This is a genomic window from Aurantimonas sp. DM33-3 (assembly GCF_014334315.1).
Taxonomy (GTDB): Bacteria; Pseudomonadota; Alphaproteobacteria; order Rhizobiales; family Rhizobiaceae; genus Aurantimonas; species Aurantimonas coralicida.
In genome coordinates, this window is sequence record NZ_JACSGS010000005.1 from 253185 (window position 1) to 267613 (window position 14429).

A 14429-nucleotide genomic window follows, 5' to 3' on the forward strand; every position below is an offset into this window, starting at 1 on the left:
AGAAGGTAGCGACATGGACGCGATGGCCGAAATCCGGCAGACATTCTTCGAGGAATGTGCCGAGCAGCTTGCAGAGCTGGAAGCCGGGCTGCTGGCGATCGAGAACGGCGAGGCCGACTCCGATACGGTCAACGCCGTCTTCCGGGCTGTCCATTCGATCAAGGGCGGCGCCGGCGCCTTTAGCCTCGACGATCTGGTGCGCTTTGCCCACATCTTCGAGACGACGCTCGACGAGCTGCGCTCCAACCGGCTGGAAGCGACGGACACGGTCATCAAGGTGATGCTGCGTTCCGGCGACGCGCTGGCCGATCTCGTCACCGTCGCCCGCGACGGCGGCGTGGCCGACGCGGCCCGCAATGACGGCCTGGCCGCCGAACTCAAGGCACTGGTCGGCGGCGGCGCGGTCGAGACCGAGGACGCGGCCGGCGAGGACGACAACCAGGGCATGGGCGATCTCGATTTCGTCCCGATCGCCGTGGATCTCGACGATCTTCTCGGCGGCGGCGACGACGCGGACGATGACGGCGAGACGGTTTTCCAGATCTCCTTCAAGCCGCATGAAGGTCTCTATTCCAAGGCCAACGAGGCGGCGGTCGTCCTGCGCGATCTCTGCAAGCTCGGCGAGGCCGAGGTAACCTGCGACACCAGCGAGCTGCCGCAGCTTCAGGATCTCGATCCCGAGAGCGCCTATCTCACCTGGAACATCGAGCTGCGCACCTCCGCGACCGAAGAGGCCGTGCGCGAGATCTTCGAATTCGTCGAGTGGGATTGCGACCTGACGATCGAGGCCGACAAGCCGGAAGGCGACGCCGGCGGCTTCGATTCCGATCTGGCCGAGATCCTCGCCCGCATCCGCGGGGACGTGCCGGCGGAGGCTCCTGAGGAGATCGCCGACGCGCCGGAAGCAGCCGCGCCCGACGTCGAACCCGTCGCCGAGGACGAGACGCCCGCCGCTCCGGCAGCGGCCGCTGCGCCCGAGCCGGCGAGCGTTCCGGCCGCAGCACCGGCTCCGGCCGCCAACGCCGTGCCGAAGGCGATGCCTTCCGAGGCCAAGGCGGCTCCCGAATCCGACGGCAAGCCGGCCACCGCCACCACCGCGGCCGCCCAGACCATCCGTGTCGATCTGGAGCGCGTCGACCGGCTGATCGACCTCGTCGGTGAGCTGGTCATCCATCAGGTCATGCTGTCCCAGCGCGCCTATCAGGCAGGCCTTGCCCGTACCTCGGAGCTGGCGGTCGGTCTCGACGAGCTGGAGCAGCTCACCCGCGGCATCCAAGACAGCGTCATGGCGATCCGCGCCCAGCCGGTGAAGTCGGTCTTCCAGCGGCTGCCACGGCTTGCCCGCGAAGTCGCCGAGATCTCCGGCAAGACCGTGCGCCTCGTCACGGAAGGCGAGTGGACCGAAGTCGACAAGACGGTCATCGAGCGCCTCGCCGATCCGCTCACCCACATGCTGCGCAACGCCATCGACCACGGGCTGGAGAAGCCCGAGGTGCGGCTGGCGGCCGGCAAGCCCGCCGAAGGCGTGGTGAAGGTCGCGGCGATGCACCGCTCCGGCCGCATCGTCATCGAGATCACCGATGACGGCGCCGGCATCAACCGTCCTAAGGTCCAGGAGATCGCCGTCAGCAAGGGCCTCGTCCCGGCCGATGCGAACCTGACCAACGAGGAGATCGACAATCTGATCTTCGCGCCGGGCTTCTCGACCGCCTCCTCGGTGTCCGAGCTTTCGGGCCGCGGCGTCGGCATGGATGTCGTCAAGCGTTCGATCCAGGCCCTCGGCGGCCGCGTGTCGATCACCTCCGAACCCGGCAAGGGCTCGATCTTCACGATGAGCCTGCCGCTGACGCTGGCCGTCCTCGACGGCATGATCGTCTCGGTCGGCGACCAGACCGTCGTCGTGCCGCTGACCGCGATCATCGAGACGCTGCAGCCCAAGCCCGAAGAGGTGAAGAGCTTCGGCGGCGACGCGCGGCTGGTGAAGGTGCGCGACAGCTTCCTGCCGCTGGTCGATGTCGGGCGGGAGCTCGGCTTCACCGATCAGCCGACGGACGCCACCGGCGGCGTCGCGATCCTGGTCGAAGCGGAGAAGGGCCTGCGTTCGGCGCTCCTCGTCGATGCCATCCAGGGGCAGCGCCAGGTCGTGATCAAGAGCCTCGAGACCAATTACGGCAACGTGCCCGGCATCGCCGCGGCCACCATTCTCGGCGACGGTCGTGTCGCCCTCATTCTCGACGTCGATACCGTCGTCGCGACATCGCGGGGCGATATCGCCTTCGCCAGCAACGCCATGCAACAGGCCGCGGAGTAGGATAGATGACGACTTCTCACAATCAGATCGGCAAGCCCGCCCAGAACGACAATCGCGGTGAAGGCAATGGCCGCGAGCTCGTCGCCTTCCGCATCGGCGAGCAGGAATTCTGCGTCGACATCATGTCGGTGCGCGAAATCCGTGGCTGGACCCCGGCGACCCCGATCCCGCACGCCCCGTCCTACGTCAACGGCGTCATCAACCTGCGCGGCGCGGTTCTGCCGATCGTCGACCTGGCGGCCCGTCTCGGCTTCCCGAAGACGCAGCCGACGGCGCGCAGCGTCATCATCGTGGCACGCTCGCAGCAGCAGCTCTTCGGCCTGCTGGTGGACGCGGTCTCCGATATACTGACGGTGACCGACGACGCCCTGCAGCCGCCGCCGGACATGGCGACGGAGTTCGCCAAGCAGTTCGTGCGCGGCGTCATGGCGCTGGAAGGCCGCATGGTCTCCCTGATCGCCACCGACAACGTGCTGCCGCAGCTGCGCGACGCGGCCTGAGCCGGGCGCAGCACGGTAGGCAACAGCAGACAAGATGACAGAAATGGTGCGATGGAGCCGGGCATGGGATGCCCGGTTCCCGTGCCCGAAGTGGAGTGGGGCGTTTGGCGGCCGGATATCAGCAGGAAAAGCCGGTAGGCAGGCGGCGGGCCGATTCCGCGTCGATCGGGGCGGGCGAGTTCCCGATGACCGAGGCGGATTTCACCAATATCGCGCGCATTCTCTACGATGACGCGGGCATCCATCTGTCGCCCTCCAAGGCGACACTGGTCTATTCGCGGCTGTCCAAGCGGCTGCGCAGCCTCGGCATGGAGAGTTTCCGCGACTATTGCGAGCATGTCGCCGGTGCGGGTGGCGCCGACGAGCGGATGAAGATGCTCGCTTCGCTGACCACCAACGTCACGCATTTCTTCCGCGAGCAGCATCACTTCGACCATCTGCGCAACAACCTACTGCCGCCGCTCCTGGCGAGCGCCAAGCTGGGCGGGCGGGTGCGCATCTGGTCGGCAGGCTGCTCCAACGGCCATGAACCCTATTCGATCGCCATGACCGTCCTGTCGATGATGCCGGATGCGGCCGATCACGACGTGCGCATCCTGGCCTCCGACATCGACCCGAACGTCGTGGCGACGGGCCGCGCCGGTATCTATCTGTCGAGCGACCTGCAGAACGTGCCGGCCGATCTGCGCCGGCGGTGGTTCCGCCCGGTGCACGGGGCCTCCGGCGGCAAGCGCGGCGCGACCGACGAGATGGCCTTCGAGGTCGCCGACACGATGCGCGATCTCGTCGCCTTTCGCGAACTGAACCTGATCGGCCAGTGGCCGATGAAGGGCATGTTCGACGCGATCTTCTGTCGGAACGTGACCATCTATTTCGACCAGACGACCCGCGAAAAGGTGTGGAACCGCTTCGCCGAGCGCATCCTGCCGGACGGCTTTCTCTATGTCGGCCATTCCGAGCGGGTCACCGGACCGGCGTCCAACACGCTCAGCTACGAATCCAACACCTCCTATCGCAAGGCTGGTGGCTGATCGTGATGGACCGCATCGACCCGAACCAGATTGCGGATTCGTCCACTGGATCCGACCCTCGTGATTCCGGACGGAGCAGAGCACCGATGACGGCACCCGCAACCGTTCTCATCGTCGACGATTCGATGACCATGCGGGCCCTGATCCGCAACGTGCTGCGCAACGATCCGGGCATTGAGGTGGTCGGCGAGGCCGCCAATCCCTTCGAGGCGCGCGAGAAGATGAAGGCGCTCGATCCCGACGTGGTGACGCTCGACGTCGAGATGCCCAACATGAACGGCATCGACTTCCTGCAGAAGATCATGCAGCTGCGGCCGACGCCGGTGATCATGGTGTCGAACCTCACCGCGCCCGGCGCGTCGGCGACCCTCGAAGCGCTGGAGATCGGCGCCTTCGACTGCATCGCCAAGCCCGGCGCCGGCAGCAATACCTTCGAGACCCTGCCGGGCCTGATCAAGGAAGCCGCGCAGGCCAAGGGCCGTTTGGTCAAGCGTCGGGGCAGGGTGGCGGCACCGACGACCCGCACTGCACCGTCGGCGCAAGCGCAGCACGAGATCACCTGCTCGCCGACCGGGCCCGAGCTGATCGGCATCGGGTCGTCGACCGGCGGCGTCGAGGCGCTGACCCAGGTCCTGGCCGAGTTCCCGGCCGACTGTCCGCCGACGCTGATCGTGCAGCATCTGCCTGCCGCCTTCACCGGTTCCTTCGCCGCCCGGCTCGACCGCCTGTGCCCGGCCCATGTGAGCGAAGCCAAGGATGGCGACGTTTTGCGGCCGGGCCATATCTATCTGGCCCCCGGTGGCGGCCGGCATATGGTCCTGCGCAAGTCGATGCAGCCTTACATCTCGCTGGTCGCCGACGATCCGGTTTCCGGGCACCGACCTTCGGTGGACGTCCTGTTCGCGTCCATCGCCAAGAACTTCAAGGGCCGCTCCAGCGGCGTGATCCTGACCGGCATGGGCCGCGACGGTGCGCAGGGGCTCCTGGAGATGCGCAAGGGTGGCTCGCGCACCCTGGCGCAGGATGAGGCGAGTTCGCTCGTCTACGGCATGCCGCGCGTGGCCTACGAGATCGGCGCCGCGGAGAAGAGAGTCCCTCTTGCCAGAGTGACACGGCAAATATTTGCCTGACGGACTGATGTTCATCCGACATTGTTTCAAGTCAGCGCAAAATTCGATCCGGATGAGAGAATCTCTTCATAAAATTCCCCTTTAATAGGGATCCGACAAGGATAGACCCCATGAGCATCGCAGACCGGATCAGAGTTCTCATCGTCGACGATCATCGTACCAGCCGGATGCTGATACGAGATGCGTTGGAACAACTTGGAATCAAGCAGATCATCTTTGCCGTCGACGGTGAAGAGGCGCTGCAGACGATGATGACGGCGCCGTGCCACATCATCATCTCGGATTTCAACATGCCCAAGCTGGACGGCATCCAGCTTCTGAAGGCCGTACGCTCCTATGCGCCGACGAAGAAGACGCCCTTCATCATCCTGACGGGGCAGGGCGACCGCGAGCTGGTGCAGCGTGCCGCCCAGTTCGGCGTCAACAACTTCCTCGCCAAGCCGATCACGGTCCCCGTCCTTAAGAAGACCATGGAAGCGGTGGTCGGTCGTCTTCAGTGATGCTGAACCGGTCGGGAATGCAGCGCATCCATGTTATGCAAGGCGAAGCCCGGGTGGCGACGGGACCGGATACGGTCCTGACGACCCTGCTGGGTTCCTGCGTTGCGGCCTGCATCCACGATCGGGTGGCGGGGGTCGGCGGCATGAACCACTTCCTGTTGCCGGGCGCCGGCGACTCGGAGAGCGGCCGGACGGAGAGCTTCGGCCTCTATCTGATGGAACTGCTGATCAACGGGCTGCTGCAGCAGGGCGCGCGTCGCGAGAATCTCGAGGCGAAGCTGTTCGGCGGCGCCCAGACCGTCGATCGCCTGTCGAATGTCGGCTCCAAGAATGCCGTCTTCGCCGAGCGCTTCCTGCGCACGGAGAAGATCACCTATCTGGGCGGCAGCCTGGGCGGGGAATCGGGACGCCGCATCGAGTACTGGCCGCATTCCGGCCGGGCCCGGCAGATCCTGTTCGCGCCGACGGCGATGCCGAAGATCCCGGTGGCCCGTCCCGTCCGCAAGCCCGATGCCATCGGCGACGTGGAACTTTTCTGAAAGGATCGCGACGTACTCTGGCGAGCCGTCTCGAACCACTGTCTCGTTCAATTCTAGCGATCGAAGCGAAGCGCCATGTCGATGAGTTCCCTGTCCGACCTTTTCAGGACCCTCTCCCTCGAGCTGCGGGAACTCGCCAAGGATGCCGAGGCGATGCATGATCTCGTCTGCCCGGACCACGCGACGCAGGACGCCGCCTATGTGCGCGCCGTGCAGCGCATCGACCGCACCCAGCAGACGCTGTGCAATCTCTCCACCTTCCTCGAAGCGGCCCGGGACGAACTGCCGGAGAGCTACGAAGTCGCGCTGAAATCGGCGCTCGAGACCGTGCGCCTGAACGATCTCAAGCTGCGTCTCGTCCCCTCCGCGCACAGCATGGCCGCAGCAATGTCGGACGATTCCGACGGCGAGATGGAACTGTTCTCCCAGGCGTCCTGACCGGCCCCGACATCTCCGACGTTCCGTTCCACGGCGCCGGACACTCGCCCAGATTGCATTCACCGACAGGTTTCTCGCGTTAACCCTTCATTAACCGTGGTCTCGCGCAAGCTTCGACCGGCATGGTCCGCTCGTACTTCGCAGCTACAGTTAAGGCAGGGTAGAGAGATCCATGGCGCTTGCCGTTGGCGGAAAAGCTCAGCAGCTTTTGACGAATCTGACCGCGCTCGGTCCACGCAGGCTCGGAGCACTTGGCCTGGTCGGACTGCTCGTCGTCGCCCTGGTCGGACTGGGCAGCTACTACCTGTCGCGTCCCGACATGGAGACGCTCTATTCGGGGCTCGACCGCACCGACGTGACACGCATCGGCGCGGCCCTGACCGAAGCGGGCATCCCCTTCGACGTAGATTCCAAGGGCGACGCCATCCTGACGCCCTTCTCGCAGACGGCCCCGGCGCGCATGCTGCTCGCCGAAAAGGGCCTGCCGCGTTCCGAGAACGCCGGCTACGAGCTCTTCGACAATCTCGGCTCGATCGGCCTGACCTCCTTCATGCAGGAGATCACCCGGGTTCGCGCCCTGGAAGGCGAGATCGCCCGCACCATCCAGACCCTGCGCAACGTGCGCGCCGCCCGCGTCCACATCGTCCTGCCCGACAAGGGCTCGTTCCGCCGTGAACAGCAGAAGCCCTCGGCCAGCGTCGTCGTGCGCACCGAGAACGGCAATGATTTCGGGTCCGCCCAGGCGATCCGCTCGCTGGTCGCCTCGGCGATCCCGTCCATGACGCCGGAAGAGGTGACCATCCTCAATGCCGACGGCACGCTGCTGGCGTCCGGCGACGAAGGTGTTTCGGCCGCGCCCACCAAGCTCTTCGGCATCGAAAGCGTCGTCTCCAAGGACATCGAGCAGTCGATCCGCCGCACGCTCGCGCCCTATCTCGGCATCGGCAACTTCCAGACCAGCGTCGTTGCCCGCCTCGACACGGACCGCAAGCAGATCAGCGAGCGCATCTTCGATCCCGAAAGCCGGGTCGAGCGCTCGACCCGCACCATCCGCGAGAACAACCAGTCGGCCAACCGCGCCAGCGAGACCCCGGTGGGCGTCGAGCAGGATGTCCGCGAAATCGACGCGCCCCCGGCGGGCGGCGGTGGCGGCGAGCAGTCGTCGGAAGAGACCGAGCGTCGCGAGGAACTCACCAACTACGAGATCAACGAGAAGACCATCTCCACGACCAGCGACGGCTACCAAGTCGAGCGCCTGTCGGTGGCCGTGGTCGTCGACCGCAAGCGCGTGCTCGAAGCCATCGGCGAGAACCCGACCGACGCCCAGATCGACGCGCGGATCGGCGAGATCAAGGCTCTGGTCGCTTCGGCGTCGGGCTTCTCGGCCGATCGCGGCGACCAGATCGAGGTGACCGCCGTCGACTTCATCGCCTCCGACGACGCCCTCGAGCCGATCCCGGCCCCGAGCCTCGGCGAGATGTTCATGCGCCAGTCCGGCACGCTCATCAACGCTCTCACCATCCTCGCCGTGGCGATCATGCTGATCTGGTTCGGTCTCAAGCCGGCCGTCCGCGCCATCGCCGCCATGCCGGCCGCCGAAGGGACCACCCTGGCCGCACTGGACGACGACGAGATGCCGGAGCTGGACGACGATGCCCGCGCCCTGTCGGAAAGCCTCCTGGAGAACCTGAACTACGATTCCGATCCGGCCGGCGGCTCCGGCAACGAGATCGGCTTCCTCGACGACCTCAACTTCAATGTGGGCAATTCGCCGAGGGCCCGCCTCGAGCGGCTCCTGGACCACAACGAAGAGCATGCCGCCACCGTCATGAAACAGTGGCTCAACCAGAAAGAGGCGGCCTAAGCCATGATCTCTCTCGCTCAGTACCTGCCCGAGCTGGACGCCGATACCGACATGCCGGACCGCCCCGGGGCGTCGGCCCGCGAGGCGACAGTCTTCGAACCGCTGGCGCTCGTGGCCGCCAACCAGGCGCGCCCCGCGGCCCAGACCAAGTCCTCGCCGATCCCCGAGATTGAGATCGAGGAAGAGGACGAGGCCGAGACCGGCGCAGCCGATATCGACTTTGCCGCGCAGTTCGCCGGCGAGGACGATGGCGAGCCCCCGGCACCGGCCGGCATGCTGCCGGATTCCTCGGCGCTTAACCTCGATGACGACGATGCCGATGGCGCCGCCGGCGGTTTGCCGGATCTCGGCGGCTTCGATGCGCCGGACTTCGATCCCGATGCGGCGATGAATGGCTTCTGCGACGAGGATGCAGAGGACGGTCTGCCGGACCTCGCCGCAGCACCGTCGGGCGAGCTCGATCCGCTGGAGGCCGCCCGTGAGGCGGGCATCCAGCAGGGCAGGGCGGAAGCCGAGGCCGAGGCCGCGGCGGCACTGAACGAGGCGCGCGAAACGGCGGAAGCGGCGAAGGCCGCTGCTGTCGAGGCGGCCCGCGGCGAATGGGCCGGCGAGGAGGGCGAGCAGATGGGCGCGCTCCTGACCGATCGGCTCGACCGGATCGAGACCATCGTGCGGGCCTCGCTGTCCAGCGTCCTGAAGCCGATCGCGCTCGATGCGCGCCGGCGCCAGACCGTTCTGGAACTGGCCGACGCGGTCCACATGCTGATCGGCGACGGCAAGGCCCTGAACATCCGCGTCACCGGCCCGGCCGATCTGCTCGAAGCGCTGGAACAGGCGCTCGGCAAGCGCAAGGCCTTCATCGTTTGTGAACCCGACCCCGACATGGTCGAGGTGAAAATTGAATGCGACCAGACCGTCGTCGAGACACGACTGATGGGCTGGCGCACGGCACTGGAAGAGGCGCTCGCGTGACCGATCAGTCCGGGGCGGGGCATCTGGACCGTCAGGAAATCATTATCGTGCGCCGCCGCGGCGGCAACGGCGAGGAAGCCCATCACGGCGGCGTCTGGAAGATCGCCTTCGCCGACTTCATGACGGCAATGATGGCCTTCTTCCTGGTGATGTGGCTGACCCAGGCCTCCGACATGGCGACGCGCAAGCAGGTCGCCCAGTATTTCAATCCGATCCGTCTCAACGACGCGTCGCCGGCGACGCGCGGCGTCGAGCAGTCCGACGACGGCGCCTCGCGCGACGAGAACGAGAACGGCATCAGCAAGGCCGACACCAACGGCGATCCCCACGGCAAGCCGCTGGCCGGCGACCAGGAAGGCGGCGAGGAAGAAGCGCTGTTCCGCGATCCCTATGCGGTGCTCGCCGAGATCGCCGCCGAGGGCGCGTCCGAGACCACGGGCGAATTGCAGGGCAAGCCGGATGGCACGGGCCTGCCGGGCCTGAATGGCGGCGACGCCTATCGCGACCCGTTCGATCCCGCCTCCTGGCAGCTCGCCCCGAACGCCACCGAAAGCGCGGCCGTCATCGACGAGGCGCCGCCGAGCGAGTTCAAGACCGCGGTGCTGCCGAACGACATGTCGGACGAGCCGGTGCCGGTGGATGCGGAGACGCAGGCCGAGGCGGTCTCCGAGGCCAAGGCTGAGGCCGAAGCCGAGACCCCTGAAGCCGGAGAGGCCGAGCTGGCCGAGGCCGATGCGGACGCCGAGCCGGCGGATGGCGAAGCCGTTGCGCAGGCCGACCGGGCCGACGAGCTCAAGGCCGAGATCGCCGCCGAATTTGCCCGCCAGGGCGAGCCCCTGCCGACCAATTTCGAGGTCGTGCCAGGCGAAGGCGGCGTGACCATCTCGATCGCCGACGACATGATGTCGGGCATGTTCGAGGTCGGATCGGCCCGGCCGACGCCGCAGGTCGTCGCCATGATGGAGCGCATTGCCTCCGTCCTGTCGAAGCAGCCCGGCAACGTCTCCATCCGCGGCCATACCGACTCCCGGCCGTTCCGCAGCGCCCAGTACGACAACTGGCGCCTGTCCACCGCCCGCGCCCACATGGCCTACTACATGCTGGCCCGCGGCGGCTTGGAAGAGGACCGCGTCAAGGCGATCGAGGGTGTCGCCGACCGCGCGCCGAAGATTGCCGACGATCCGGAAGCGGCAGCGAACCGCCGGATCGAGATCCTGCTGACCGAGCCGGCGCAATGAGAATGGGTTGCTTGTCCACCGAACGCCGGCTGGGGCTGGGCGTGATCGCCTACGCCCTGATGCTGACGACCGCCTTGCCGGTGGCATGGGCGGCCGGAGAGAGCGCATCAGAGCCGGCCAGCGTCGCCGAGCGGGTGCGCCAGGCGGGTGAGGATGCGATCCGCTCCGAAGGCGGTCCTGCGGTCGAACCCGAGGCCCATGCAGGCGAGGCCGCAAGCGAACATGCGGAGGTCGCGACGGATGGCGAGGCCGACGCGCATGAGGACGAGAACGGCGACGGCACCGGGCCCTGGCCGCGCGAACGGGCCCCGATGCCCTACGAGATCGTGCGCTCGGTGCAGTTCCTGCAGGACCAGGTGGCCCGCGGCAACGGCGCGGCGATCCGCGTGCAGGCGCAGCTCCTGCGCCGCTACGGACCGACCTTCCTCGAACAGCCGCCCGAAGTGTGGACCGACCCGCGCAACCTGCGCGCCGCAGCCCTGTTCGTCCTGAGCGGAGGGCCGCCTGCGGTCCTGCGCGGCATCCTGTCGACTGCCACCATCGATGGCGACGAACGGGCCCTGCTGGACGGCGCCCTGGCCTATGTCGAAAACCGTGCGCGGGACGCCCGCGCGGCCCTGGTGCCGATCGACGTATCGGAGATGGACACCGCCCTTGCGGCCCAGCTGAACCTGGCGGTCGCGCAGCTCCAGCAGAAGGACGCCCCGGCCGATGCGCTGCACCGGTTGGAGCAGGTCATGCTGGCGGCGCCCGGCACGCTTCTGGAAGAGGCGGCGCTGCGAATGGGCGTGCTGCTCGCCGAGGGCATCGGCTCCCACAAGGCCGCCGATCGCTATGCGCGGCAATATTTCGACCGTTTCGCCGATTCCGCCTATGCCGGCAATTTCCGCGCCCGCTTCTCGGCGGTCTACGCGGCACGGCCACCGGAGACCAAGGACGCAACGGTCGCCACGATCGACAACGCGACCGCCCGTATCCCGGACGACCAGCGGCTGGCGATCTTCCTCGCCGTGGCGCGCCGCGCGCTCGTCGGCGGCAATCTGCCGCTCGCCGCCGCAATGGCGACCGAGGCGCTGGAGAACGGCAATGCCGCTCCCGCCGACAGCCAGCGCGCGCTGCTCTACAAGACCGCCGCCACGCTGACGACGGGCAATCCGGTCGAAGCGCGTGTCGCGCTGGAAGCAATCGACGTTGCCACGCTCCATCCCGCCGATCGCAAGCTGCACGAGGCCGCCTACGAGGTGCTCAGCGAGATGCGCAAGCCGCTGATGGCCGCCAATATCGACCCCGCCGAACGCTACGGTCCGCAGCCGCCCGTCGAGCAATCCGCCGTTCTGACCCGGGGAGCCGCGCTCCTCGACGCCGTTCGCGGCGACCTGAAGAGAGCCATGCCGTGACCGCATCCGTCAGCACCTCCGTCGAAATGCGCGCTCCGGCGACCCGTGCGCCGACCGGCCGTGGCGCGGAAAGCGCCACTGAGGCGCGCGATGCCTTCGACAGCTTCGTCAAGGATGCCGAGCAGGCTCCTAAGGCCTCGCGTTCCGACAGCGAGAGCAGGGACACCCGCGAGGCCGAGACCGACGAGACTAGGGCTGAAGGCTCCGAGGACGCCGCCGAGACGACGCAGGCCAGCGACCGAGACGCGGACGCCGCACCGGCCGGGCGGCCGCGCGACAACGGTCTCGCCGCAATCCTCGCCGACATGGACCGCCTGCTGCGCTCTGGAACCGCGACCGCCGCGACCATGGCCAACGCGGCCGATGGCGAGGCGGGCTCCGCGACTGATGCGGCTCTGGCCAGGACGGCCATGGGCAAGGACGAGAAGGTTGCCAATCCCCTTGCCCGGTTCGCCGCAAACGATGCTGACGAGACCGTTTCGCGGATCGCGGCAGCGACAGGCGAGGCACTTGGCGCCAACAAAACGGCGAGTGCCAGCTCGGCGCAGACCGCCGGTGAACAGGCGCGTGCGCGGGTCGACCTCGTCTCGCAGCGCACTGATTTCGAACCGGCGACCACCGCCGCTGGCGCATCAGCCATTGCCGCAGGCAAGCCGGGCGGCGCGGCCACCACGAACATCCGCCAGTTGCTGGCATCCGTCGACATGCGCGCCGGCAACGGCGCGACGCCGGACGGCGAGGGCGGATCGGCTGTCGACGGTGAAACCGGCGACGTCTTTGCCGCTGGCGAAGGCAACGAGACACGTCGCGGCCGCAGCGAGCCGAGGGGCGAGCGCGCGGCCTTCGATCGCAATCCGCGTGCCGACAGTGACGGCACCAGGAACGGCGCGGCCGGCGTGAGCGTCAAGGTGAGCGAAACCGCGGCGACCGGTATGGCCGCTGCGGGTGCGACGTCGACTATTGGCCGGCAGGTCGCCGACGCCGTGACCACCTCGCTCACAGGTTCGCCGCTGCCGACGGGTGATACCGCCGAAGCCGCACGCGTGCAGATGCGGGCCGGCGGTGCAGCGCTCAAGACCATCCAGATCCAGCTTCAGCCCGAGCAGCTGGGCAAGCTCGACGTCACCATGCGTCTGATCGACGGCAAGCTCGCGGTCCACATCGTGGCCAGCGAAGCCGACACGGCACTGCGCATCAAGGACGACGCCGAAGGCCTGAACAAGCTTTTGACCAAGGCTGGTTTCTCGGTCGACGAAGCCGCGATCAGCATCGGTGTCCGTGACGCCGGCGCGCCGCGCGGCGGCATCGCCAATGCGCAGGGTCAGGCCGATGGCCAGGCATCGACGGGCCAATCGCAGAATGGCGCGGCCCGTGACGGCGCCGCAAGCTCTGGCGGCGAGGGCTCAGCGCGCCAGGGGGGGGGACGACCGGAGCAGGCCATGACGTCAACGCCCGCCGAGGAGACCGGCGCGCCCCGCCGCGAACTCGATCCCTCCGTTTATCTCTGAGACCTCACGGTCCGACTGGACTAGATCGCGGCGACGCGTTTGGCCGACCATGGCGCAATCATGGCGGCGATCGGGCCGTTAAGACTTCGTTAACGAAAAAAATTCGTGAGTCGGATTCGTGACTTAGTCCGAAAATGAACGGCATGGTTAACGGATCACTAAATTTCAGGATAGGCGCAAGTTCGGGGTCAGTTTAACTCTCTGTTCACAGACAAACGGCGGACCGAGGGTGACGGAAATGATCGTTGTAGTGGACAACCGGGAACTCGTGACGGACGGCTACGAGTCCATGTTCGGTCGCGAAGGCGTGTCGGCAGCGGGCTTCAAGGCCGACGAATTCCGCGACTGGGTCGAGACCGCACCGGAGTCCGATCTCTCGGCCGTCGAGGCTTTCCTGCTCGGCGATTTCGATGACCGCACGATCTGCCCGCGACTGATCCGGGCTCGTTCCAAGGCGCCGATGATCGCGCTGTCGGAAGGCCGCAACCTGGATGGCACGCTCGACCTGTTCGCCGCCGGCGTCGATGACGTCGTCGCCAAGCCGGTCCACGTCAAGGAAATCCTCGCCCGGGTCGGCGCCATCCGCCGCCGCAACGAGACCGAGGACGCCCGCACCGTCGTCGGAGAGATCTCCGTCTACCAGGACGGCCGCGACGCTGAAGTCGCCGGCAAGCCGATGGCCCTGCCGCGCCGCGAGCGCCGTATCCTGGAATATCTGGTTGCCAACCGCGGCCGCCGCGTTTCCAAGCAGCAGCTGTTCAGCGCGATCTACGGCATCTTCGACGAGAACGTCGAGGAGAACGTCATCGAGAGCCACATCTCGAAGCTGCGCAAGAAGCTGAAGATGCGCCTCGGCTACGATCCGGTGTCCTCGAAGCGCTATCTCGGCTACGGCATCGGCGTCGACTGACACAAACTGGTTAACAAGTTCTTAAGAATAGAGGCCTCGCCGTTAGTTCGGCGGGGCCTTTTATTTTGCCGGTATACTGCAAAAGCTGGTT

General features: G+C 67.0%; 13 protein-coding genes. All 13 read left to right on the plus strand.

The genetic code is table 11. The features are described from left to right. Positions 1-13 precede the first annotated feature (13 nt). The 13 genes from H9Q09_RS09680 (at position 14) to H9Q09_RS09740 (ending at position 14338) form a co-directional block, all read left to right on the plus strand. Complete coding sequence (locus H9Q09_RS09680; protein WP_187390842.1) at positions 14-2311, plus strand: chemotaxis protein CheA; 2298 nt, start codon at positions 14-16, stop codon at positions 2309-2311. A 5-nt stretch (positions 2312-2316) separates the two neighbouring features. Then, positions 2317-2811: a chemotaxis protein CheW gene (locus H9Q09_RS09685; protein WP_009210336.1), complete on the plus strand. Its 495-nt coding sequence runs from the start codon at positions 2317-2319 to the stop codon at positions 2809-2811. Between the two features lie 185 nt (positions 2812-2996). Beyond that, positions 2997-3842 carry a protein-glutamate O-methyltransferase gene (locus H9Q09_RS09690; protein ID WP_246716080.1) on the plus strand — a complete coding sequence of 282 codons (846 nt, stop codon included), beginning with the start codon at positions 2997-2999 and terminating at the stop codon, positions 3840-3842. A gap of 86 nt (positions 3843-3928) precedes the next feature. Then, the gene (locus H9Q09_RS09695; protein ID WP_187390844.1) at positions 3929-4972 is read left to right on the plus strand and encodes a chemotaxis response regulator protein-glutamate methylesterase; all 1044 of its coding nucleotides are present in this window, start codon (positions 3929-3931) and stop codon (positions 4970-4972) included. Between the two features lie 110 nt (positions 4973-5082). Continuing rightward, positions 5083-5472 carry a response regulator gene (locus H9Q09_RS09700; RefSeq protein ID WP_009210333.1) on the plus strand — a complete coding sequence of 130 codons (390 nt, stop codon included), beginning with the start codon at positions 5083-5085 and terminating at the stop codon, positions 5470-5472. Beyond that, a complete protein-coding gene (locus tag H9Q09_RS09705) occupies positions 5472-6011 on the plus strand; it encodes a chemotaxis protein CheD (protein ID WP_187390845.1) in 540 nt (179 codons plus the stop codon). Before H9Q09_RS09700 ends, H9Q09_RS09705 begins: the two co-directional genes overlap by 1 nt. A gap of 75 nt (positions 6012-6086) precedes the next feature. Further along, positions 6087-6449: a hypothetical protein gene (locus tag H9Q09_RS09710; protein WP_187390846.1), complete on the plus strand. Its 363-nt coding sequence runs from the start codon at positions 6087-6089 to the stop codon at positions 6447-6449. Between the two features lie 172 nt (positions 6450-6621). Beyond that, the gene (gene fliF, locus H9Q09_RS09715; RefSeq protein ID WP_187390847.1) at positions 6622-8313 is read left to right on the plus strand and encodes a flagellar basal-body MS-ring/collar protein FliF; all 1692 of its coding nucleotides are present in this window, start codon (positions 6622-6624) and stop codon (positions 8311-8313) included. Positions 8314-8316: 3 nt separating this feature from the next. After that, positions 8317-9285, plus strand: coding sequence for a hypothetical protein (locus tag H9Q09_RS09720; protein ID WP_187390848.1), 969 nt, complete (start codon positions 8317-8319; stop codon positions 9283-9285). Beyond that, positions 9282-10523 (plus strand): MotB family protein, encoded by a 1242-nt coding sequence (locus tag H9Q09_RS09725; protein WP_187390849.1) that lies wholly within the window; start codon positions 9282-9284, stop codon positions 10521-10523. Before H9Q09_RS09720 ends, H9Q09_RS09725 begins: the two co-directional genes overlap by 4 nt. A gap of 11 nt (positions 10524-10534) precedes the next feature. After that, entirely contained in the window at positions 10535-11920 is a 1386-nt protein-coding gene (locus tag H9Q09_RS09730; RefSeq protein ID WP_187390850.1) for a hypothetical protein, read from the plus strand. Further along, complete coding sequence (locus H9Q09_RS22775) at positions 11917-13428, plus strand: flagellar hook-length control protein FliK (protein WP_187390851.1); 1512 nt, start codon at positions 11917-11919, stop codon at positions 13426-13428. The genes H9Q09_RS09730 and H9Q09_RS22775 overlap by 4 nt, the downstream gene beginning before the upstream one ends. Positions 13429-13666: 238 nt before the next feature. Further along, positions 13667-14338: a winged helix-turn-helix domain-containing protein gene (locus H9Q09_RS09740; RefSeq protein WP_009210327.1), complete on the plus strand. Its 672-nt coding sequence runs from the start codon at positions 13667-13669 to the stop codon at positions 14336-14338. The last annotated feature ends 91 nt before the right edge of the window (positions 14339-14429 follow it).